The sequence below is a fragment of the Brotaphodocola sp. genome, assembly GCF_050873365.1.
Lineage (GTDB): Bacteria > Bacillota > Clostridia > Lachnospirales > Lachnospiraceae > Brotaphodocola.
Genome location: NZ_JBNMIQ010000041.1, coordinates 1 through 22,375, shown reverse-complemented (window position 1 = coordinate 22,375; position 22,375 = coordinate 1). Strand labels below are relative to the sequence as shown.

General features: G+C 47.3%; 17 protein-coding genes and 2 tRNA genes. 15 read left to right on the top strand and 4 right to left on the bottom strand.

Features of this window, described 5'->3' with window-relative positions:
* Positions 1-2,308 (top strand): InlB B-repeat-containing protein (locus tag ACR0QT_RS13585; protein WP_432631238.1); only part of this gene is annotated, 2,308 nt, incomplete at its 5' end.
* Positions 2,309-2,538: 230 nt separating this feature from the next.
* Here the strand turns inward: ACR0QT_RS13585 and ACR0QT_RS13580 are convergent.
* The 3 genes from ACR0QT_RS13580 to ACR0QT_RS13570 all read right to left on the bottom strand — a co-directional run bounded on the left by ACR0QT_RS13580 (position 2,539) and on the right by ACR0QT_RS13570 (position 6,835).
* Positions 2,539-4,167 carry a GDSL-type esterase/lipase family protein gene (locus tag ACR0QT_RS13580; protein WP_432631237.1) on the bottom strand — a complete coding sequence of 543 codons (1,629 nt, stop codon included), beginning with the start codon at positions 4,165-4,167 and terminating at the stop codon, positions 2,539-2,541.
* 250 nt (positions 4,168-4,417) lie between these two features.
* A complete protein-coding gene (aroA, locus tag ACR0QT_RS13575) occupies positions 4,418-5,692 on the bottom strand; it encodes a 3-phosphoshikimate 1-carboxyvinyltransferase (protein ID WP_432631236.1) in 1,275 nt (424 codons plus the stop codon).
* 42 nt (positions 5,693-5,734) lie between these two features.
* Complete coding sequence (locus tag ACR0QT_RS13570; protein WP_432631235.1) at positions 5,735-6,835, bottom strand: prephenate dehydrogenase/arogenate dehydrogenase family protein; 1,101 nt, start codon at positions 6,833-6,835, stop codon at positions 5,735-5,737.
* Positions 6,836-7,370: 535 nt separating this feature from the next.
* Between ACR0QT_RS13570 and ACR0QT_RS13565 the strand changes: the two genes are divergently transcribed.
* Positions 7,371-9,473, top strand: a complete 2,103-nt coding sequence (locus ACR0QT_RS13565; protein ID WP_432631234.1) for an elongation factor G — start codon at positions 7,371-7,373, stop codon at positions 9,471-9,473.
* Between the two features lie 472 nt (positions 9,474-9,945).
* Here the strand turns inward: ACR0QT_RS13565 and ACR0QT_RS13560 are convergent, their stop codons facing one another.
* Positions 9,946-10,617, bottom strand: coding sequence for a cyclic nucleotide-binding domain-containing protein (locus ACR0QT_RS13560; RefSeq protein ID WP_432631233.1), 672 nt, complete (start codon positions 10,615-10,617; stop codon positions 9,946-9,948).
* 392 nt (positions 10,618-11,009) lie between these two features.
* Here ACR0QT_RS13560 and ACR0QT_RS13555 point away from each other — a divergent pair, with 392 nt between their 5' ends.
* The 13 genes from ACR0QT_RS13555 to ACR0QT_RS13495 all read left to right on the top strand — a co-directional run bounded on the left by ACR0QT_RS13555 (position 11,010) and on the right by ACR0QT_RS13495 (position 22,120).
* Positions 11,010-11,921 carry a phosphate/phosphite/phosphonate ABC transporter substrate-binding protein gene (locus tag ACR0QT_RS13555; RefSeq protein WP_432631232.1) on the top strand — a complete coding sequence of 304 codons (912 nt, stop codon included), beginning with the start codon at positions 11,010-11,012 and terminating at the stop codon, positions 11,919-11,921.
* A gap of 2 nt (positions 11,922-11,923) precedes the next feature.
* Positions 11,924-12,715, top strand: a complete 792-nt coding sequence (phnC, locus tag ACR0QT_RS13550) for a phosphonate ABC transporter ATP-binding protein (protein ID WP_432631231.1) — start codon at positions 11,924-11,926, stop codon at positions 12,713-12,715.
* The gene (gene phnE / locus ACR0QT_RS13545; RefSeq protein ID WP_432631230.1) at positions 12,712-13,491 is read left to right on the top strand and encodes a phosphonate ABC transporter, permease protein PhnE; all 780 of its coding nucleotides are present in this window, start codon (positions 12,712-12,714) and stop codon (positions 13,489-13,491) included. Before phnC ends, phnE (ACR0QT_RS13545) begins: the two co-directional genes overlap by 4 nt.
* Positions 13,488-14,270, top strand: coding sequence for a phosphonate ABC transporter, permease protein PhnE (phnE, locus tag ACR0QT_RS13540; protein WP_432631229.1), 783 nt, complete (start codon positions 13,488-13,490; stop codon positions 14,268-14,270). The genes phnE (ACR0QT_RS13545) and phnE (ACR0QT_RS13540) overlap by 4 nt, the downstream gene beginning before the upstream one ends.
* A 120-nt stretch (positions 14,271-14,390) precedes the next feature.
* Positions 14,391-15,221 (top strand): metallophosphoesterase family protein, encoded by an 831-nt coding sequence (locus ACR0QT_RS13535; RefSeq protein ID WP_432631228.1) that lies wholly within the window; start codon positions 14,391-14,393, stop codon positions 15,219-15,221.
* Positions 15,222-15,449: 228 nt separating this feature from the next.
* Positions 15,450-16,484, top strand: a complete 1,035-nt coding sequence (locus ACR0QT_RS13530; RefSeq protein ID WP_432631227.1) for a helix-turn-helix domain-containing protein — start codon at positions 15,450-15,452, stop codon at positions 16,482-16,484.
* A gap of 193 nt (positions 16,485-16,677) precedes the next feature.
* A tRNA-Trp gene (locus tag ACR0QT_RS13525) sits at positions 16,678-16,748 on the top strand.
* A gap of 49 nt (positions 16,749-16,797) precedes the next feature.
* Positions 16,798-16,868: transfer RNA gene (locus tag ACR0QT_RS13520), tRNA-Trp, on the top strand.
* A gap of 130 nt (positions 16,869-16,998) precedes the next feature.
* On the top strand, positions 16,999-18,588 hold the full coding sequence (locus tag ACR0QT_RS13515; protein WP_432631226.1) for a hypothetical protein: 1,590 nt from the start codon (positions 16,999-17,001) through the stop codon (positions 18,586-18,588).
* Complete coding sequence (locus tag ACR0QT_RS13510; protein ID WP_432631225.1) at positions 18,585-19,667, top strand: U32 family peptidase; 1,083 nt, start codon at positions 18,585-18,587, stop codon at positions 19,665-19,667. Before ACR0QT_RS13515 ends, ACR0QT_RS13510 begins: the two co-directional genes overlap by 4 nt.
* A 204-nt stretch (positions 19,668-19,871) precedes the next feature.
* Positions 19,872-20,549, top strand: a complete 678-nt coding sequence (locus tag ACR0QT_RS13505; protein WP_432631224.1) for a hypothetical protein — start codon at positions 19,872-19,874, stop codon at positions 20,547-20,549.
* 118 nt (positions 20,550-20,667) lie between these two features.
* Complete coding sequence (locus ACR0QT_RS13500; protein ID WP_432631223.1) at positions 20,668-21,024, top strand: molecular chaperone Hsp90; 357 nt, start codon at positions 20,668-20,670, stop codon at positions 21,022-21,024.
* Positions 21,025-21,181: 157 nt separating this feature from the next.
* Complete coding sequence (locus ACR0QT_RS13495; protein ID WP_432631222.1) at positions 21,182-22,120, top strand: AEC family transporter; 939 nt, start codon at positions 21,182-21,184, stop codon at positions 22,118-22,120.
* Positions 22,121-22,375: the final 255 nt, after the last annotated feature.

Genomic DNA, 22,375 nt, shown 5'->3' with positions numbered 1-22,375 from the left:
TGAAGAGAATCGTACAGTAGAAGTTACAATTACTGTAGATCCGGAAAAGGGTGAGTTCAAAGATTATGGAACAAATCCTGTAACCTATAAGGGTATTGCAGAGAATTCTGATCAGCAGTTTGATCTTCCGGAAGTAGTAGCAAAGGAAGGCTACAAGTTTGTAGGCTGGAAGGGTCAGGGAGCAGATGAGATCAACTGGGATGCAGATGCAAAGACCTTCGGAGTAAGTGGACTGGCATACTTTGAAGAGGGAGCAACTGTAGGCTATGCAAGTATCGAAGCAGTATTCGAGAAAGAGGAAGCACCGGTTGAAGAAAATCGTACAGTAACCGTACACTTTACTGTAGATCCAGAAAAGGGAGAATTCCCGGATTATGCACCGTCTACCCTTGTAAAATTTGAGAATGTAGATGAGAATTCTGATCAGCAGTTTGAGATTCCGGCAGTAGTAGCAAAGGAAGGCTACAAGTTCGTAGGCTGGAAGGGTCAGGGAGCAGATGAGATCAACTGGGATGCAGATGCAAAGACCTTTGGAGTAAGCGGACTGGCATACTTTGCAGAGGGAGCAACTGTAGGCTACGCAAGTATCGAAGCAGTATTCGAGAAAGAGGAAGCACCGGTTGAAGAGAATCGTACAGTAACCGTACACTTTACTGTAGATCCAGAAAAGGGAGAATTCCCGGATTATGCACCGTCTACACTTGTGAAATTTGAGAATGTAGATGAATATTCCGATCAGCAGTTTGAGATCCCGACAGTAGTTGCAAAGGAAGGCTACAAGTTCGTAGGCTGGAAGGGCCAGGGAGCAGATGAGATCAACTGGGATGCAGATGCGAAGACCTTCGGAGTAAGCGGACTGGCATACTTTGCAGAGGGAGCAACTGTAGGCTACGCAAGTATCGAAGCAGTATTCGAGAAAGAGGACGCACCGGCTGAGGATGAAATAACCGCAACTGCAACGGTTGTATTTGAATTAGCAGATGGTACTGAGGTTGAGAAGAAGACTTTAGTAGCAACAACTTCTGATGCAGAAGCAGTTGATTATACTTTCGAGCTTGGCAAGGATTATACACTTCCGGATGGTTATGAACTGGATATGGAAGCAATTCCAGATCAGGTAACTGATATTGTAATTCCGTTTGGTTCTGTCGGTGGTCATACACTGGTGGTTAAGAAGGCAGAAAACCCGACTCCAGATCCAGATCCAAACCCGACTCCGGAAGAGACGAAGAAGGTAACCGTTGTATACTATGATGCAGACGGCAACAAGATTACTTTTGAGGTTATTGATGTTGATAAGGATGCAACATCTCTTACAGCAGGTATGCTGAATATTCCGGATGGATATCGTCTGGCAGATGATGCAGTGTTGACGATTCTGGAAGATGGCACTGTTGAGGTTAAGGTTGTTAAGAAGACCACAACTCCGGATGTTGAGACCATCTATGTTAAGATCATGTATGTTGATGCAGAGAGCGGTGAGACTCTGTACACCTACCCAGATCTCCAGCCTGTACTGAAGACTACCACGAATCTGAGCAAGGATATTGTAGTTGAGAGCAAGATCCCGGATGGCTATGAGCTTGTAGAAGATCAGGATTACGCAATCGAGAATGGTGTTGTAGCAATCAAACTTCAGAAGAAGGCAACCCCGGTTGAGATGGCAGATGCTACTCTGATCATCAGCTATCAGTACAGAGATAATGAGATCAAGACTCAGACCGTAACCAAGAAGGGTGTTAAGGGTGAGATCGCAGAGTTCGTAGCAGCTGATATTACTCTGGAAGTTCCGGATAATTACAACGTTCAGTCTCGTTTCGAGAACACCAAGGTTGCATACGGTGAGAGCACAACAGTAGTTGTTGTTCTTAGCAGAAGAAGCAGTGGCGGTTCTGGTTCTTCAGGCGGAAGCGGTAATGGAAGTGGCAGAAGCTCTGCAATGTCTTCTAGCGGTACCATCAAGGGTGGTCAGTGGATGCTTGATCATGGTGTAACTGCTTCTGAGTCTCTTGACTGGTGGTATTCTTACACCGATAACAGCTATGCGAAGTCTGGCTGGTACAGCTTAGTATGGCAGGGTAAGACCGATTGGTATTACTTCGCTGATAACGGCTATCTGGTATCCGGATGGTTCGAGAACAACGGCAACAAGTATTTCCTGCACACCGAGCATGACGGCACATTCGGAAGAATGTACACCGGCTGGAATAAGATCGGTGATCAGTGGTACTACTTCAGCGAGGCTGAGGGAAGCGTTGGTGCTCTGGTTGAGGGCGCTGAGGTTCCAGCAGAACTGCTGAATCAGTAATCAATCGTAATCAAGTCAATAAATGAATTCCGTAAGGGATTGATACAAGGATGGCGGGGAGTTTGACTCCCCGCCGTTTTTGCGTTGCATAGAACCAGAACAATTTGATCAACTGTTCTTCACAAATCAAAAGAAAATCCCCCTCCACACAGAAGATGAATGATCCAAATTGATCAGATCCATTTCTGTATGGAAGGGGATTTTTTGCTTCCTGTAAATATCTGTAAATATTACTGCAAAGTCAGGTTGACATTGCGGAAGGTCACATCTGCATTTCTTGATACGAACATGCCAACGTAAACGTTATCGGAATCAATCGCAGTCAGCGGGAAGTCAAATCCTGCGGAAACTGCCGGATTCTCGCCGAATACACAGGTGTATCCGTCCGGACCCTTGCGGATCTCAACGTGAACGGTATCTCCTGCGTTGTGGCCCTTTACAAGACCACCGCCGGAAGTCAGCTCGCCATTCTTGCGGGCGAAGCAGTTCCACGGAGAACTTGATCCGAGCATCAACGGGCCTGCTGCAACGTAATCGCCGAGCGTGTCGTTTAAGATGGTGTCAAGATAGACATCATCGCGAACCATCAGACCAAACGAAGCCTGATTGTTCTTGCCGAAGCTGTTGATCGTCATATCAGCAGACAGAGTAAAGTTCCGGTTAGAAGGAACTGCCTGATAATACATTGCAATTCCATCGCTGTTCTGTGCGATCTTGCCGACAGAAGCAGAGCGGACACCGCCGGAAGGTTCACCGACTGCCATGCGGATCGAACCGTCATTTTCCGGATGCAGGCTGAAGTAGAGGTTGTTCAAATACTCCGGTCCGTCGATATCGCCGAATACGGTCGGTTTCCAGTCGCCTGCCTGATACCAGAGAGCACTGAGTGTCGTCGGTGCAGTGAAGGAACTTCCCTGATACGAGGTGTTGATTGCACTGTCATTGAACTGCGGAACCTGCGGGTTCGCTACGACATAGTTCTTGAGGTCGCTGTTGCTCTTTAGCAGCTCGTCTGCGATGAACCAGGCGTTGCACTGTGCGCCGTAGAGGTTCGTGTGCGTGTTGTCGATGCTGACTTCGCGCTGGGAGGTCCATGCGTGACGATTCTTGACGCCGTCTGCACCGAGCTGTTCATAGACAGCCTTTGTGCGTGCAGTCAGATCAAGTACCGGAACACTCTTGCCGACACCGACTGCCCAGATCGCCTTGGCGTAGTTTCCGCCCTCAAACGTTCCCTCCTCGTTTGTCACCGTGCTTGTGATGTGACCGCTCTCGCCGGTATAGTTGTTTCCAGTGTTTCTGCGGACAATCGGGGTGACAAGAATCGGATTTCCGCCTTTGTCACGGATCGGTTTGATGTATTTCTCATAGAGATAATACTGGAACGAACCGCTGGTGGAAGGAGAACCGTTCGGATTGGTGTAGCGACCAAGCTCTGCGCGCTCATCGTTGTGACCGAAGCCGATCATAACGTAGTCTCCGGATTTGACGCCCTGCATCAACTGCTGATACTGGCTCATATCCACATAGCTCTTGGAGCTTGCGCCGGAGACAGCGAGGTTCTGGATGTTGATGCCCTTGATGTAGAGACCCAGCTGAGTTCCCCAGCCATAGCGAGGGGAGTAGTAGTTGGTGTCACTGAACGAGGTTGCAGTGGAATCTCCGACTACCCAGAGTGTCGGTCCGGTGGAAGTGGTGTTTGTCCCATCTACCGAGATCGCGTTGGACATCGAATTTCCCGAAGGAGCATCCTGAGAGGCAACAATGGTATCAGCCCGTGCGGGCACAGCAGAGAATGCTGTGGTGAGTGCACAGACACAGCCTAAAAGCAGTGCTTTTAATCGTGTGTACTTTTTCATGCTTCATCTCCTAAACAATATTAAATTTTCACGGATTTTATTATACAATAGGAAAAATGGATTGCCAAGGCTTTTTGGAAAGTTGAGATCGAATGAAAGAATATGCAAAGAAAACGAAAGAGAAAATTAAGAAACGGAAGAAGACAGAGAGAAAGATAAGGAGAAAGGCAGAGAGAACAATAGGAAAAAACAGAAAAAAACAGGAGGAAAGAATCCATGTTCTTCCTCCTGTTTTAAACTTAATTTCCTCTTATTTGGAGAGGCGTTTTAAATCGTCGTAGAATCCCGGATAGGAAATGTTGACACACTCTGCTCCGAGGATCTCGGTCTCGCCTTCCGCCATGCATCCGAGGATCGCAAACGTCATCGCGATTCGATGGTCAAGGTGGCTGTCGATCACAGCTCCGTGTAAAGGTTTCCCACCGCGGATAATCATTCCATCCTCGGTCTCCTCCACGTCAGCACCCATTGCGGAGAGATTCTCCACCATGACAGCGATGCGGTTGGATTCCTTGACCTTTAATTCGGAAGCATCCTTGATGATTGTCTCGCCTTCAGCGAAACATGCCATTCCTGCGATCATCGGAAGTTCGTCGATCAGCGTCGGGATCACGGCTCCTCCGATCACAGTTCCGTGCAGGTTGCTCGAACGCACGAGAAGGTCAGCAGTCGGCTCTCCGCTCGTCTTTTCGTTGAGCAGGGTGATGTCAGCACCCATCTCCTTGCAGACGCGCAGAATACCGTCTCGCGTCGGGTTGGTGCCGACGTTCTTGATCAGGATCTCGGAATTCGGGATCAGAAGTCCGGCAGAGAGGAAGAAAGCGGCGGAGGAGATGTCGCCCGGTACTTCGATCTTTTGTCCGTAGAGCTCTTTAACAGGGCGAATCACCGCTGTCGTGTCCTCGGTGTGGACATCAGCGCCGAAGTGGGAGAGCATCAGCTCGGAGTGATTGCGGGAAACGTAGGGCTCAGTCACGCGGGTCTCTCCGTCTGCGTAGAGACCGGCGAGAAGAATCGCGGATTTGACCTGGGCGGAGGCGACTGGGGACTGGTAGTGGATGCCGTGAAGCGGACGACCGGAGATCGCGAGCGGGGCACAGCCGTTTCCATGGATGCTTCGGATATCAGCGCCCATCAGGGACAGTGGGTCCATGATTCGCTTCATCGGACGTTTCTGGATTGAGGCATCGCCGGTCAGCGTCACATCGAAATTCTGGGCGGAGAGGATACCGGAGATCAGTCGTGTCGTCGTACCGCTGTTTCCGCAGTCGAGAACATTCTCAGGTTTTGAGAGACCGTGAAGACCTTTTCCGTGTACAAGAACGCGGTTTCCATCGTTTTCGATCTCAATTCCCATTGCGCGGAAGCAGGAGATTGTCGAGAGACAGTCGGCTCCCTGAAGAAAGTTGGTGATTTCGGTATCGCCTTTTGCGATTGAGCCGAACATGACACTGCGGTGGGAGATGGATTTATCTCCCGGGATGGTGACTTCACCGTGAAGTCCGTTTGATTTTGTAAATTTCATGACAGCTACCCCCTGTATTTTTTGCAAGTATTTTTTGAATTTTTACGGCGTCTTGATCAGCTCATAATTGTACTTTTTCAACTGTGCCCATGCGGCGTTCATGCTGTTCTCGTCGTAGAATGTGATTCGCAGAGCGCCCTCGCCGTGTTCGCGGTTGTGGTTGATGCCGATGTTGCTCATACTGATGCCCCGCGCACTCAAAATGCAGGCGAGTGTGGAGATTGCACCCGGCTCATCGACGATATCAACCGTGAAGGAGTAATCCGGAGTTACAGAGCCTCTTGCGCGCTCCGTGAAGGAATTGCGGTAACTGCGGGAGGAATCAAAGAGATCGTAGATCGCAGTGCCGTTTTTCTTGTGAAGTTCATCCCGAATATCGGAGAGCGCCTTGATGTAATCGTCCATCAGATCGATGATATTTCCGGTGTTTGTCATGCAGATCTGCTCCCACATTTCCGGTGAGGAGGAGGCGATTCGGGTAATGTCCTTGAAACCGCCTGCGGCGAGAAGTTTCATTCGTCCCTCCGGATCGTCGGAGTCCTTGACGAGATTGACAAGGCTGGATGCAATCAGGTGAGGAAGATGGCTGATCGCAGCGACGATGCGATCGTGTTTTTGATAGTCGAGAACGATCGGGATCGAGTCGATTGCCTTTGCAACCTCAACCATGCGATCAACATCCTCTTTTCGGCTCTTGGAGGTCGGTGTGATGATGTAGTAGGCATTTTCAAGCAGATGATCGGTCGCATTCTCATAGCCGGTCTTCTCGGAACCTGCCATCGGATGACCGCCGACAAAGACATCTTCCATTCCAAGCTCGGTCACAACTTTGTGAATATCACTCTTCGTGCTTCCGACATCGGTCAGGATTGCACCTGGTTTGAGGTAAGGGCGAATCTCAGAGAGATAGCTGGCATTGTATTCAACCGGAGTGCATAAAAAGACAATGTCACACTCGCGGAGCGATTCGCAGGGACCGTCTAAGATCAGATCGACAATGCCGTCGCGCTGTGCCTGCTCCAGTTTTGCTCGTGTGCGCATGTAGGCCATAATACGGGCGCTCGGATTGGCCCGCTTGATTCCTTTTGCGATTGAGCCTCCGATCAGTCCAAAACCGATAAATCCAAACGTGGAATCTATCATTGGAAAATCCTCCTGATTTTAAAAAGTATATGGAATAAATAATAAAATAAAATAATAAATCCGAAAATCCAAACAACTACAAAAAATCCCGAATAAAAAATCTGAAATAAAAACAAACCAATAAATAAACTGGGAAAAATAAAAATATAAATAGGAAATTACAAAATAAAAACTGCAAAATAAAAATAAATAGGCAACAAGACCATTTTATCGTATGTGAAAGTAAATGTCAACGATTCATCACTTTAAAGTAATGATGACACTGCTGTATACAGGTAAGAATTTTCTAAATGATAATGGGATAATTCTTCAAAAAAACAATTGGTTGTCCCTGATAACGTCTGACAGGATGGCGTGGATTGGAGTATCTGCATGATAAAAAACGCGGAAACATTCATAATTTCACGAACCTTCCCACAGATCCAAAAAATCAGAAAATTTTTTCGTGCAAATTGCATTTAACTCTTGAAATTTTACAAAATTTTTAGTAAAATATATCCATAAGACAAAAATCTAATTTAACAGGAGGGATTTTATGAACGTATATGGAACGAAACAGATCCGTAACGTCGTTCTGCTTGGCCATGGCGGGGCCGGTAAGACGACGGTTGCGGAGGCGCTGGCACTGGTAACCGGAGTCACCAAACGTATGGGCAAAGTTGCAGATGGAAATACCATCAGTGACTATGACAAAGAAGAGATCAAGCGTCAGTTCTCAATCTCTACCTCCATGATCCCGCTGGAGTATGCCGGAGATCACGGCCCCATGAAGATCAATGTGTTAGATACGCCGGGATATTTTGATTTTGTCGGTGAAGCAGAAGAGGCAGCCAGTGTGGCCGATGCCGCGATCATCGTCGTAAACTGCAAGGCAGGAATTGAAGTAGGTACGGAAAAGGCATGGGAACTTTGTGATAAGTTGCACCTGCCGAGAGTGATTTTCGTCACCAACATGGATGACGATCATGCGAGCTTCCGTGAGCTCGTGCTGAAGCTGGAGAGAAGATTCGGAAGATGCATCGCTCCGTTCCAGCTCCCGATCCGTGAGAATGAAAAGTTTGTCGGCTACGTGAACGTGGTAAAGATGGCAGGCAGACGTTTCACCAATCTGAGTGATTACGAAGAATGTGAGATTCCTGATTATTCCCAGAAGAATCTCGGCATTGCCCGTGACGCACTGCTCGAGGCAGTTGCAGAGACCAGTGAGGAATATATGGAGCGCTACTTCTCCGGCGAAGAATTTACGCTTGAGGAGATTCAGGGTGCTCTGAGGGAACATGTGATAGATGGTTCGATCGTTCCGGTTCTGATGGGTTCCGGTGTGAACTGCCAGGGATTCAAGACTCTGTTGCAGGTTATTGACCGTTACCTTCCGTCCCCGGACAAGTTTGAGTGTATCGGTGTGGATGTCTCCACGGGAGAGCGTTTCACCGCAAAGTATAACGATGAGGTTTCCTTATCCGCAAGAGTCTTTAAGACCATCGTAGATCCGTTCATCGGAAAGTATTCTCTGATGAAGATCTGTACCGGCGTTCTGAAACCGGACAGCACGATTTACAATGTCAATAAGGACGCTGAGGAGAAGATCGCAAAAGTTTACCTGCTCAGAGGTAAAGATGTGATCGAGGTTCCGGAGCTCAAGGCTGGTGATATCGGTGCGGTTGCAAAACTTGCCGTGACCCAGACCGGTGATACGATTGCTCTGCGCTCCGCTCCGATCGTATACCACAAACCGCAGATTTCCACACCTTATACATACATGCGCTATAAGACCGTGACAAAGGGCGATGAGGATAAGGTATCGAGTGCTCTTGCAAAGCTGATGGAAGAGGATCTGACGCTCAAGTCCGTCAACGATAAGGAGAATCGCCAGCTCCTGCTCTACGGAATCGGCGATCAGCAGTTGGAAGTAGTTGTGAGCAAGCTGTTGAACCGTTATAAGGTTGAGATTGAGCTGTGCAAGCCGAAATTCGCATTCCGCGAGACGCTGAGAAAGAAAGTCAGCGTACAGGGCAAGTACAAGAAACAGTCCGGTGGACATGGTCAGTACGGCGACGTTAAGATGGAGTTTGAGCCGTCGGGTGATCTTGAGAAACCGTATGTATTCGAGGAGAAAGTCTTCGGCGGAGCCGTTCCGAAGAACTACTTCCCGGCAGTTGAGAAGGGTGTTGCAGAGAGCTGTCTGAGAGGACCGCTTGCCGCATATCCGGTTGTCGGCGTGAAGGCAACTCTCGTAGATGGTTCCTATCATCCGGTAGATTCCTCCGAGATGGCATTCAAGACCGCTGCGATGATGGCATTCAAGAAGGGCTTCATGGAGGCAAATCCGGTTCTGCTTGAGCCGATCGCATCCCTGAAAGTCACCGTTCCGGATAAGTTCACCGGCGATGTCATGGGTGATTTGAACCGCAGAAGAGGTCGTGTGCTCGGCATGAATTCCGATCATCACGGCAAACAGGTGATCGAGGCAGATATCCCGATGTCTGAGCTCTTCGGATACAACACCGACCTGCGCTCGATGACAGGTGGAATCGGCGTCTATGAGTACGAGTTCTCTCGCTATGAGCAGGCTCCTGGTGATATCCAGAAGAAAGAGGTTGAGGCGAGAGCGTCCAAGGTAGACCGCATGGAGTCTTAATGGAAGACTACTAAATGTTGGATTACTAGATATTGGAATCAAAGATAAAAGATTGAAGATTGAAAATTAAATATGGAAATTGAAACGAAAATAATATTAAAATAATATTATAAGAAAAAAAGAACTTAAAGAAGAGGGAATGGGTACGAAATCGTAGTCATTCCGAACCAGAAAGAGAAAGCACCGGTTTTTCAGAGTACCTATCATTCAGAGTACTGGGAGACCGGTGCTTTTTCTTGTTTCATAGGAAATTGCGTCCTATGAAACAAAAAACGCTCCGCGAGGATCGCACTGCGGCGGCGGGGAAGTATGTCGCTCACGCGACCCGCCGCAGGCGGAGAATCCTGCAAGCAGGATTCTTTTTTGCATGGAAATCGAATTGTATGAAATTGTAGGAAGAATTGCATGAAGAATTGCATCGAATCATATCGAATCATAGATAATTGCGATAAGGTGTTGTGGATATCGCAAATCAAATTGACTGCTGGTTCAGATATTCTTCTAAACGGGAGCGGTCCGGGATCAGGTATCCGCCATGCGTCTTTTTCATCAGCCCACTCTCACAGAACCCACGGAGGGTCCGAAGCAGATGGCGATAGCTGGTATTTAGAATCAGCGCACACGTCGTCAGCTGAAACGAGAAGAGGTTCTGCTCATTTGTGTGCTCGAGGACGAATCGCGCTAGACGAAGTTCCATCGGTTCCATCAGCGAGTTTGTGACGTGAATCTCGTTGTTCAGACGATAGCTGAGGATCAGCCCGACATTTTGGAGAAAGCGGATGTCACTCAAGAGCGCTTTGCGGTAGCGGGGAAGACTGATGATGACGCAGACGCAGGGCGTGAGCGCGCGGACACTTGCAGTCGGCGGATGTTGCCAGAGAGAGCCGGATTCCCCGATCAGAGAGGATTCGCGCAGGTAGTTGATGCAGGTATTTTTGGCATCCGAGGTGTAGGAAAAGACCATGACCTGTCCCTCCACCATGAAATAGAGATAATCGGAAATCTCGCCTGCGTGAATCAGATATTCATTTTTTTCAAACAGACACAGTTCCGACAATTCCATCAGATCCAAATCCATGTAATCCTGAAGATGATATTCCTGAATGTAAGCACGGCGTTTTTCAGGATCAGAAATTTTTTTCATAGTGATTTAAAGTCCTTCCCAGTGGTTGATTGTTTATCGATGTCTTCTATCTAGTTTCTATCATTTGTTTCTATCGTTTATTTATCATTTTTCTTAATCAATATTTATCAATTTGTTTATAAATATAAGTAATGAATCGATAATCACTTATTTATCGCACTTATTATACTGGAAAATGATAAAATTCTCAATCCTGTTTTGTTTTTTTACAAAAAATCCCCGTAAAATTTTGGTAAATGTGACACATGTCATTTCCTTTTCCTATCTTTCTCTGCTATGGTGATAGGGAAAAGAAGAAAGATTTCTCAAAAAGAAGAGGGAAAAGATTTTTAAAAATTTTTAAAGATTTTTGAGAAATGAAAAAAACCAAGCCGACGAAAAGGAGAATCATCATGAAACTGAAGCAGGTAATGGCAGGAGTTCTTTGTGCAGGAATGGCAGCGGTCGCACTGACCGGATGTGGTTCAAAGAAGAGTGAGGAGAAAACTCTGAATGTACAGTTTGTTCCGACAAACAATGACGGAAGTATGGAGGCAAAGGCAAAGCCATTTGCAGATTACCTGACAGAAAAACTGGGATGCAAGGTAAATGTGACGCTGGCAACGGATTATTCTACGATCGTAGAGGCAATGTCTTCCGGTAAAGTAGATCTCGGAATCATGCCTCCGGCAGCTTATGTGCAGGCGCGTGACATGGGAGCGGCAAAGGCAATTCTGACTTCTCAGCTCGGAGAGTACGACCAGGAGACGGGGCTTCCGGTTGAGGGCGAGATGACCGGAACTTTCAAGGGAGAGGTTCTTGTGAAGGCAGACAGCGACATCCAGACACTTGAGGATCTCAAGGGCAAGAAGATTGCAACGCTGAGCCCGAACTCCGCAAGTGGTTACATTTATCCGGTTGCAGAGATGAAGGAAGCCGGAATCGATCCGGCAACGGATTGCACGCTGACGACGGTAAACGATATCCCGAGTGAGATGACCGCAGTTCTCAATGGTCAGCAGGATGCCTGCTTCGTATTTGAGGGTGCCCGCGTTGTGTTCTCCTCCAAGTTTGAGGGATATGATCTGATGAACGATCTTCGCGTTCTCTATCTGACGAAGGGTGACATCCCGAATGATGCAATCGCTGTTCGCCCGGATATGGATGATGAGATGAAGGAGAAGATCAAGGAGACTTTCTTAAATATGCCGAACGACGAGCAGGGTGCAGAGGCAATGTCCCTGTGGGGTCACAAGGGCTACGAGGAAGCAACGGAAGAGGCTTATGATACCATTAAGGCATACACCGAGAAGGCGGCTGAGTAATCATGATTAAATTTGAGCATGTATCAAAGGTATATCCGAATGGAACGAGAGGACTTGACGATGTCGATCTGACGATTTCGGATGGAGAATTTGTCTCCGTGATCGGACTTTCGGGTGCAGGAAAGAGTACGTTCCTGCGCTCGATCAACCGTCTGAATGAGATCAGCGAGGGAAACATCGTTGTGGACGGCGTATCGATCACAAAGGCGGGAAAGAAACAGCTTCGCGAGATTCGCCGTCACATCGGTCTGATCTCCCAGAGCTTCAATCTGGTAAAGAGAAGCACGGTGCAGAAAAATGTTCTGTCCGGACGTTTGGGATATTATTCCACCTGGAAGAGTATCCTCGGACTCTTCACAAAGGAAGATTATGAGAGAACAAAGCAGGCGCTTGAGAGCGTGGGACTTCTCGACAAATTGCACTCAAGAAGCGATGAGCTTTCCGGTGGTCAGCAACAGAGAGTCTCGATTGCGCGGACGCTTGTCCAGCAGGCGGACATCATCCTTGCGGATGAGCCGGTTGCCTCCCTCGATCCGATCACTTCCCAGAAAATTCTCAAAGATTTAAGAAAGATCAATCGGGAGATGGGAAAGACCGTGATCGTCAACATTCACTCTGTTGAGATGGCAAAGGCATTTTCCGACCGAATTCTGGCATTCAAGAGCGGAAAGGTTGTCTTTGACGGGACACCGGAGCAGTTGGATGAGGCAGAACTGGCGCGCATTTATGGAAAGAACCCTGCGATGAATCAAGATCAAGGCGCATCGGAGGATGACGGAGAGGAAAGCAGATGAAACTGAAGGACACGGTACATTTTGAGTGGTATAAGCATTTGCTGATTGTGTTTCTGCTTGCAGTCTGTATTTTTGGCAGTGCGGTGGTGACGGACGCAGATTTCTCAGAAGTATTTTCCAATCTCGATCAGGTGGGGATTTTCCTCGGACGTCTGATGCATCCGGACTTTTCCTATCTGCCAAAGCTCCTTGATCCGATGGCAAAAACCTTGAAAATGTCAGTTGTTGGAACGGTTCTCGGTGTTTTTGTCGCAGTTCCGGTGGCATTTCTTGGAACAACGGTTGTGACGAGAAATGTTGTAGTCACGACGGTGATGCGTTTTATCATGGATATTGTCCGCACAATTCCGAATCTTCTGCTCGCAGCTCTTCTCGTCGCTGTGATCGGAATCGGTGAGGCGACGGGTGTCCTGACGATTGCGATCTTTACGTTTGGCATGGTGTCTCAGTTAATTTATGAGACGATCGAGACGATTGATTACGGTCCGATTGAAGCGGCAGAGTCAGTCGGTGCAAATAAGGTTCAGATTGCGTTCTGGTCGATTGCGCCTCAGGTGCTCAGCCAGATTGTCAGCTACACCTTCTATGCGTTTGAGGTCAATGTCCGCGCGTCGACCGTTCTCGGATATGTGGGCGCGGGCGGAATCGGAGTGATTTTAAACTCCTCTCTGGCTCTGCTTCAGTATGAGAGAGTTTCGCTTGTGATTTTGATGATTCTTGTGGTGGTTGCGATTGTGGATGGACTGAGTGAAGCGATCAGGAGGAGACTGGTATGATGAGACAGGCAGGAAGTATTCGCCGATGGGCGATCGGACTTGTGGCAGTAACAGTGATCGTGTACTGCATCGCGGGCATTGATTTTTCCGGACTTGCCGGTTTTTCACCGGAGATGGGAATGGAAGTCATTCGTGGACTTATGAAACCGCGCTGGAGCTTTGTGTATGACGGAAGCGGGGAGGATCTTTTTAGCCTTCTCGTGCTGACGCTCGGCATCGCGTTTCTCGGAACAGCGATTGCGACGGTGCTTGCGCTTCCGATCACGCTCCTTAGCGCATCGAATCTGTGGAAATCCTATCCGTGGGTGGCCAAGATCGGAAAATTCATCTGCAATGTGCTTCGGGCATTTCCGGAGCTTGTCTATGCGATCATCTTTGTAAAAGTCGTAGGTCCGGGACCGTTTGCCGGTGTTATGGCGATCGGTGTTCACCAGATCGGAATGCTCGGAAAGCTCTACACCGAAGAACTTGAGGCGATGGGAGAGGACTCTGCGGAGGCGATGCGCGCAGTCGGAGCCGGATTCTGGCAGACTTTGTTTTTTGCGAGAGTTCCGCAGTTGATGCCAATTTACAGTTCCCTCTCGCTGAATCACTTTGAGATTGCAGTCAGAAGTGCGTCCACGCTTGGACTTGTCGGAGCAGGTGGAATCGGTGCACCGCTGATTTTTGCGATCCAGTCGAGAAACTGGGACAAGGTGAGCATCATTCTTCTCGGCGTTGTCGTGATGGTATTTGTGATGGATTTACTTACCGGAATGATCCGAAAGAAACTGAGATAAAAAACGAAGATAAAGAAAAGATAATAAGATGAAAGAATGAAAGAAGAGATAAGAAACTGAGATCGCGAATAGTTGAGATTATGAAAGCGAGTCAGTAAATAAAATCGTGAGGAAATTAGAATGAATTTGTTACATATTTCCGATATTCATTATCGAAGTTTTTATTCGGATGGACCGAGTGAATATGAAAACATGCTGTCACAGATGTGCGATCCAATGTTTTTTCTGCAGGAGAGCTTAAAAGAGGCTCTCTCTGAGCAGGAGATAGATGTGGTGCTGCTTACCGGAGATCTGACGGAAGATGGGAACGCTACGGAGTATCGGATCTTGAAGCATCAGATTGAGGAGTTAGTCGGAGATCGTCCAGTCATAATCACGCCGGGAAACCATGACAACAAAAAGAATCTGCGAATCGGATGGATGGGAATCGCGGAAGCGGAGGCAGAGCGTGCGGGAGATGATCCGTGTCATTTTATCGAAGTATTCGATGAGGCAGTGATTGTCTCCTTTGACAGCAGTGTTCAGGGCTGTTCGGATGGCTGTGCCGATGAAGATCGCCTTCTCTGGTTGGAGCAGGAACTTTTTGCGATGAAAGAGAAGGGCAAGCCTGTGATTTTGATGACACATCACCAGCTGATCGATCAGCTCCCGGGAGTTCCGCCGATCCCTGAGCGTGAGAAGATCAAAGAGATTCTTCGGGAGACGAGACCGGCAGCGGTGCTTTGCGGGCACACCCATCATCACTATGTGGGGCGTGTGGCGGAAGTTCCGTACTATATTGCGGACAGTATGTCCTTCCGTGGGGAGAATCTGGAAGCTGGCGGAGTCTCTTTTGAGGAAGGATACGGATACAGCGTCTATCATCTGGGTAAGAATGGAATTGACCAGTGCAAAACACGGCTCAATCTGACCGGAAGATGCCTCGGAGAGATTATTTTTGGGAAAAAGTGATTACTCAGAAAGTATGGATACACGGGAATCCTGCTTAGAAGATGGATGATGATCGGAGTTTGATTTATTATGGATTCAATCCCCTGCGATGTCGTAGGGGATTTTTTCATTTCACAAGTTCACTATTTTGATTGACAGATGAAAATCTGCGTCCTATAATAAACACAATTTATAATCCCTATTTAATTAGTATGAATTTAGAGAGATGGGAAGGAGATTTTTCATTCGATGTTGACAGGGAAAACCAAGGTTCTGGTTGCTGTTGATGCGCTTCCAGATGATGTGTGGAAACAATTTGAATGTCAGAAAACTTTTTCTTTTGTGAGGGACGGTATTCATGCCGGAAAGTTGCTCGATCAGCAGACCTTTGATGTTGTGTTTCTGGATCTCTTCCTAAATGGTCTGGATGCGCTTCATTTGCTTCGGAAAATCCGGGCAGAACACCCAAGTGTGCGTGTTGTGCTGACAAGCGAAGCGCCGAACTTTCAGTTTGCTCGTCAGGGACTACTTTACGGTGCGTGTGATTATCTCTTGCGCCCATTTACCTTTGATATGCTTGCAAAAGCATTTGCGCGCATGGATCTTTCCGGTCAGTCTGAAAAATCACCGGAACAGGAAGCTCTCTTGCGTATTAAGAGGACACTGGGGACAAGCCATTTTCCGGAGACGGTCTCAAAGGAGCTTCATCAAATCGGTCAATTTACTCAAAATAATATTGAGGCGGATCAGCGACTCCGACGTTTTTTTGAAAAAGTGATTGATCTTACTTTTCAGGAATTCCCGTGGCTTGCATTGTTTCTCGATCAGAAAGATTTCAACCAGATTCACGGACTCTTCACGAGTGATGAGCATCTTGTGCGTACATTCTGTGAACAGGGATTTAATCGCCTTTATGATCAGCTTTGGCGTCTATATCCGGAGACAGATGATGAACAGGTAAAAAAGATTATGACCTATCTGCTCGAACATGTCGATACGCCTTTGTCACAGAAGGAGGTTGCACAGGAATTCTTCATGAGTGCGTCTGCGCTGAGTGAACGCTTTTCCTGTGCTCTTCACTTATCTTATCGCGAATACAGTCAGAGAATTCGTATGAGCCGGGCATCCTGGTTTTTGCGGAACACAACGCTCAAGCTCTATGAGATTTGTGACCAGATGGGCTTTAAAGATGTCAATTACTTTTCCAGACAGTTTCGCCAGCAAAACGGTATGACGGTCTCCGAGTACCGCATGGATGATGGAAACTGGGAGTTTCAGATTTGAGTTTTCTCAATTTCTTCTTGCTACTGCTTAAAAAAATAAAGTGCTAATTTCGTGTCGGTGTTTCAAGGAGGTTCAAAGAAAATCTCAAATTTTGTGATTTTTTTTGGAAAAAGCAAAAATTTTGTTGACAGCCCTATAAATGTGTGATACTATGTACAAGTGCTCAGTTGAGACACAAAACTTCATCTAGCATAGGGGAATAGTTCAATGGTAGAGCAGCGGTCTCCAAAACCGTAGATGGGGGTTCGAGCCCCTCTTCCCCTGCTCAGTTGAGAGGTGAGTCTGGTTGAGACACAAAATTTCATCTAAATATAGGGGAATAGTTCAATGGTAGAGCAGCGGTCTCCAAAACCGTAGATGGGGGTTCGAGCCCCTCTTCCCCTGCTAGTGTAAAGCTCAGAAGTCAATTTTGATTTCTGAGCTTTTTTGTTCCATGAAAAATAGCAGTTTATGGAATCGAGGATTTGCAATAGAGATCCCGAGAGTACATGAATAAGGAAAGGAGGACAAGAGGATGGTTTCGATGATTCCATTTGGCTTGCTGGCGGGATTTGCAGAGTTTGTGGAATGCCCGAAAGAATGTTTTGGGGAAATCGGTGTGGAGAAAGGATCTGCGAGAGAGAAAGAGATTCGGATTATCGGAATTGAGGAGGAGAAATTCTGCTTTCGTCTTGCAGAGTGGGGAGATGATGCTCAAAGTTCGCCGGAATCGTTTCGGATCTGCTTCTATGAGATGGAAAAGAGAGCTTATCGTGAGATTCGAATCACAGATTTTGAGATCACCGGAGTCTCAAAAAAAGAATTTTGGACAGAAATTTCGGTTAAGGTTCCCGGACATTCCGATCAAGTAGAAGCTCCATCCGAATTTTCAAGAGCTGTTCAGAAATTGCTTCGTCAGTATGACCGTTACATTCGACTGAAACTGGAGTGCTGTGACGCGGAGGTCTCGGAGGCACTGATCGGTTATCCGGCAGATCTTGATGAGGTGCATATGGACAGTCTGACGGCTCAGAAAAAGCGATGGTTTGAGACTGTTTCAAAGAAGGAATTGACGGAGGAGCCGGAAAAAAATAGAGAAGATCGGGGAGAGGTGAAGACAGAAATTGCTCTGGAACTCGATCAGCCGTATCTCTATGAGAAGTATCTGAGTTGTTCGATTGAGGACTTTTCTCATTGGTACTGGAAGAAAAATGGGCTTGAGAATCATCGGCTTGCTTTATCTCGCCCTGATCGCCTTTATATAGGAAATGCATTCTGTCCTCTCCTTTTTCCGGATACAGGGGTGCTTTCACGTCTGCTTGAAAAGGCGAACGCAGAAAACCTTGGCATAACGATTGTGACTTCTTATTTAAGGGAGGAGGCGTGGGAGTCGTTCGAGAATCTCTTAGAAAAGCTGGAGCAGTGGTGCGAGGAGACTGGTACAGAGACGGTGGAGATGGTTGTCAATGACTGGGCGGTGGCAGATCGGATTTCAGCACAGATTTCAGATTCGATTTCCCTTTCGAGCGCCCGCGGAACATTCAAAGAATATAAAGCATCTCAAACAGCTCATGTAAGTCATCAAAGTCACATCATTCCGATTCTCGGAGTTCTCTTGAATAAGCGCCGGAAAGATCCGCGTAACAGATATTTGAACTCGAATTACCATGATCGGGGAAACGGGGAAAACAATCTCTATGCCGACTTTTACCGGGATTTTTTGAAAAACGAATTTCACATCGAGCGATATGAGTGGGAGTCGATTGCGGGACTGCCAGGTCATCGTTTTCCGGGAGAGAAAAACAGTCTGCATCTCCCGTTTTATCAGACAAATACCTCCCAGTATTGTACTCTGTATGCGGGCTGTGTCTATGGGGAGCGTGGGCACCAGAGATTAATCACAGCCTGCCCGAAGTACTGCAACCGCTTTGTCTATCTGTATCCGGAGCATTTGAAGATGGTCGGCAGGGGAAATTCCCTGTTCGGGTTCGATGCGCAGGTTCTTGAGGAGTTAGAGGCGTGTGGGAAGGAGAGCAAGTGGAGCGGAATGGAATTTTGGAGAGAGCTTGGGATCGATCGCCTTGTGATCAATCTGATGGAAGTTGGGGATGAGGAGAACAGATGAATCAGAGAGAACAAAGAAAACAGGGAGAGATGAAAATCACAGCGGGACTCGGCTCGATCGACGAGTATGTCCGCTTTATCGAGGCAGGGGCAGATGAGTGTTTCTGTGGGTATGTTCCGTACTCATGGAGTGCAAAATATGGGGCAAAAATGCCGTTAAACCGACGAGAGGTACTCTGCTGTAACGTGCAGATTGGATCGTACAGTGAGCTTGAGATTCTGGCGGGGATGGTGCGCCGTTACCGGAAACCGGTTCATCTGACATTCAATTCCCTGTTCTATCTGCCAGAACAGTATCCGGAGATTGCAAAGATCATCTGTTCCTGCATGGAACTTGGATTTCACAGTTTTATTCTTGCGGACCCTGCCCTGATTGTGTATCTGAGAGCGCAGGGGATTGACTGCGAGATCCATCTGAGTGGGGAGATCGGAGAGATCAATACCGGGAGTATTCGGGCGCTGAGTCGTCTCGGACTTACGAGAGTGATTTTCCATCGAAAGAATACGTTTGCGGATATGCGCGCTGTGACTGGGACAATTCCAATTGAGATAGCGGTTCCGACGGAGTTTGAGGCTTTTGTGCTGAATGAGAATTGTCAGTTTACGGGGGCATTTTGCAACTCGCTTCACGGCGATGAAATTGGACATCTGTGTCGGGTGCCATATTGGCTTGCACCGGTGGAAGCTGTGGAAGATCGGAAGGATAGCAAATCGACCTCATCTCAATCGGAACGGGGAAGACAGGAATGGGAGCAGATGAGGCAGAGTGGACGGATCGATGAGGATGGAGAGCTGACCGGGGGAAGCAATACAGAAAAAAGCTATGATGAGGACGGCTATCTCTGCGGGGAGAGCGGATGTGGTCTCTGTGCACTGTGGAAACTTCAGGATGCTGGAATCACCCATCTGAAACTGGTGGGACGCGGAAATTATGTGGACTTTATGGAGCGGGATATTCGGAATCTGAGTTGGGCAAGAGAGATTCTTGCAAATTCCACATCGGAAATCGAATTTCAGAAGAACGTAAAGCGGGAAATTTTTCCATATGGTTGTGGTGGAAACTGTTACTACCGCGCCTGATTGGATCACACAGACGGTTCCAAATCGAAAATTTTGTATGAGATGTATGAGTCGTGTTCGAGGACACAAAAATTTCAGAATTTTTTCCTTTACATTGGAACGGTTCTAGGGTTTATAATAAAGAGATGAGAGAAGAGATTCCTAGATACCATACAGGTATCTCTGAGAATTCTTAGAAAAATACGGAAACTGGAGGAAGGAAACATGAAATTATATCGCAAAGCAGCAGTTGCAATGCTCGCAGGAGTTCTTGGCAGTGTTGTGATCGGAAGTGGAATGAGTGCCTATGCAGCAGGAGTGACCAAGTCTGGAGACAAGCTCTATTATTATATGCCGGATGGAACGGTTGCAACCGGACTGATCCATGATACTGCATCGGACAAGTATTACTATGGAATGTCGGATGGTACGCTTGCGATTGGCTGGCTTCGCATTGGTGAGGATTATTACTATATGGCAGAGGATGGCGCTCTGTGGACTGGCTGGCGCACGATTGATGGTGCCCGCTATTACTTCTACCCGGATTCCGGTAAGTGTGCGATCAACATCTCAATGCCGGTTGACGGATACTGGTATCTGTTCGGAAGTGATGGAAAGATGCAGACCGGTTTTCAGAATGTCAATGGAAGCACCTACTACTTTGACCCGTCAAACGGAGTGATGGTTGCAGGAACTTCCCGCACGATCGATGGCGTGGTATACACCTTCCAGGCAGACGGAACCTGCACAACTCAGGTTGCAACTGCAAATTCCTACAACTTTAACAATGGATCTGATTCCCAGAATGGAAGCGGAACGAGCAACACGCCGAATGGCGGGGAGAGTAATCCGGAGGCAGATGGTGGTAAGACAGGTGTGATCACCGCGGGTTCTTCCAGATAGTAGATCGTTTATGGAGTAAATGATCTAGTAAATCATCACAGGTTTGCTTTTTTCTGATTCTTGTGCTAAAATAAGAACGGGTTTATACACAATTATTTTAGAGAGGGGTCATAATCTTATGGAAAACCAGCTGATGAATTACATTGTTGAGAAGACACACGAGTTGATCGATGCATCGAGTTGTTGTGCAGAGGCAAAGCAGGCAGCACAGGCATGGTTGGATGCTCTTGGAACCGAAAAGGAAGCTGAGATGACGAAGAATTACATCGCTGAGCTTGAGGAAGACATCATTCCGATCGATGGTCTGATTGCATTTGCAGAGTCCCCGGCAGGTGCAGGCGTGTTTGGTGACGAGGCAGGTGCAGTTGCAGAGCATGCAAAAGAGATCAAGGCAAAAGGCGCAAAGTACTGTGATTGCCCGGCATGTAGCGCAGTAGAGGCAATTCTTGCAAAGAAAGACGAGATGCTCAAGTAGAGCTTAACTTTATTCGAGAGTAATCGGATAAGTAGAGCCTACTTAATAAAAGATAGGAAGAATGAGAAGCATATCTGGGAAATTCCCAGATAGAGCTTCTCGTTTTTGTATTTTATTCCATGTAAGACATGTAAGACGAAGAGGGGAATGGCAGAAGATGGATACATTTGGAATTGTGGTGGAGCAGATTGGTCTGTTTATCGTTTATATTCTTGCGGGAGTGGCTCTTGTCAAGACGAAGACCTTCTGTGCGGAGACGCTCGAAGTGCTTGCAAAGTATGTGCTGAAGCTCGGACTTCCGGTCTTGATTTTTATTAACACCGTCAATGGCGTGCAGAGGGAGACGCTGTTTTCGAGCGCAGAGGTCATCGTTTTGACGGCAGTGCTCTATGTTTTTTTCTTTTTTGAGAGCCTTTTGTTGGCGAAAGTCTTTCGACTGAAAGGAAATATTGCTCTGGTTTACCGGGCGATCTCGATGTTTGGAAATATCGGATTTATGGGAATTCCGATTATCTCAAGCATTTATCCGCAGAGTGGTATGCTCTACATCTCGCTAGTGACGATCGTGGATCAGTCTGTGTTGTGGACGCTCGGTGTAAAGCTGACGACACCGGAGGGAGCAGAGGGCGGATTTAAGCTCAAAAAGATGATCAATCCGGCGACGATTGGGATTGCACTGGCTCTTGTCTTTATTATCGCCCAGATTCCGGTGCCGGGAGTCATCAACACGGGATTGCAGAAGATCGGAGGAACGGCGACCCCGCTTGCAATGATCTATCTCGGCGGAGTCTTTGCGTGCATGGACATTCGTCGCTATGCGTTTAAGCCGGAACTTTACGGAATTGTGCTTGTGAAGATGCTCGTGGCTCCGATTCTCGTCTATCTGGTGCTTGGGTTTGTCCCGATTCCTGCGGATCTGCGTATGACGATCGCACTGCTGACGGCACTTCCGGCAATGGCATCTGCAGTCATGATGGCAAAATCATCGGGATCAGAGGGAGATTACGCAATGGGCGGAATCTTTGTGACGACAATCGGATCGATCGTGACGCTTCCGATTGTGTGCTGGCTTCTTCAGCATCTGTTTACAGCATAAAAAGTTTCCATTTGTTACTTTGTGTTGAATGTGTTATCTGTTTTCAAATCCTTCGGCAGATTTGTTTTGCCGGAGGATTTTTTTGTTTTAGCTTAGCATCATTGCTTTTGTATTTTTTGGTTCTATACTGAATGTTGGGGTGTGTTGAAAAACATACTTCCAACATTCTTTTTGTTGTAATAAAATACATCTATAAGAAGCCTCCCAAATCATTTTACCGACCAAAGTTTAATGTTACGGAGGTGACCCCTTATA

What these genes read in the sequence shown, in the direction of transcription:
- ACR0QT_RS13555 (WP_432631232.1), top strand. Translation starts at nt 11,010, where the DNA reads ATGAAACTGAAGCAGGTAATGGCAGGAGTTCTTTGTGCAGGAATGGCA.
- ACR0QT_RS13500 (WP_432631223.1), top strand. Translation starts at nt 20,668, where the DNA reads ATGGAAAACCAGCTGATGAATTACATTGTTGAGAAGACACACGAGTTG.
- ACR0QT_RS13565 (WP_432631234.1), top strand. Translation starts at nt 7,371, where the DNA reads ATGAACGTATATGGAACGAAACAGATCCGTAACGTCGTTCTGCTTGGC.
- ACR0QT_RS13560 (WP_432631233.1), bottom strand. Translation starts at nt 10,617, where the DNA reads ATGAAAAAAATTTCTGATCCTGAAAAACGCCGTGCTTACATTCAGGAA.
- phnC (WP_432631231.1), top strand. Translation starts at nt 11,924, where the DNA reads ATGATTAAATTTGAGCATGTATCAAAGGTATATCCGAATGGAACGAGA.
- ACR0QT_RS13530 (WP_432631227.1), top strand. Translation starts at nt 15,450, where the DNA reads ATGTTGACAGGGAAAACCAAGGTTCTGGTTGCTGTTGATGCGCTTCCA.
- aroA (WP_432631236.1), bottom strand. Translation starts at nt 5,692, where the DNA reads ATGAAATTTACAAAATCAAACGGACTTCACGGTGAAGTCACCATCCCG.
- ACR0QT_RS13570 (WP_432631235.1), bottom strand. Translation starts at nt 6,835, where the DNA reads ATGATAGATTCCACGTTTGGATTTATCGGTTTTGGACTGATCGGAGGC.
- ACR0QT_RS13510 (WP_432631225.1), top strand. Translation starts at nt 18,585, where the DNA reads ATGAATCAGAGAGAACAAAGAAAACAGGGAGAGATGAAAATCACAGCG.
- phnE (WP_432631229.1), top strand. Translation starts at nt 13,488, where the DNA reads ATGATGAGACAGGCAGGAAGTATTCGCCGATGGGCGATCGGACTTGTG.
- ACR0QT_RS13505 (WP_432631224.1), top strand. Translation starts at nt 19,872, where the DNA reads ATGAAATTATATCGCAAAGCAGCAGTTGCAATGCTCGCAGGAGTTCTT.
- ACR0QT_RS13495 (WP_432631222.1), top strand. Translation starts at nt 21,182, where the DNA reads ATGGATACATTTGGAATTGTGGTGGAGCAGATTGGTCTGTTTATCGTT.
- ACR0QT_RS13515 (WP_432631226.1), top strand. Translation starts at nt 16,999, where the DNA reads ATGGTTTCGATGATTCCATTTGGCTTGCTGGCGGGATTTGCAGAGTTT.
- ACR0QT_RS13580 (WP_432631237.1), bottom strand. Translation starts at nt 4,167, where the DNA reads ATGAAAAAGTACACACGATTAAAAGCACTGCTTTTAGGCTGTGTCTGT.
- phnE (WP_432631230.1), top strand. Translation starts at nt 12,712, where the DNA reads ATGAAACTGAAGGACACGGTACATTTTGAGTGGTATAAGCATTTGCTG.
- ACR0QT_RS13535 (WP_432631228.1), top strand. Translation starts at nt 14,391, where the DNA reads ATGAATTTGTTACATATTTCCGATATTCATTATCGAAGTTTTTATTCG.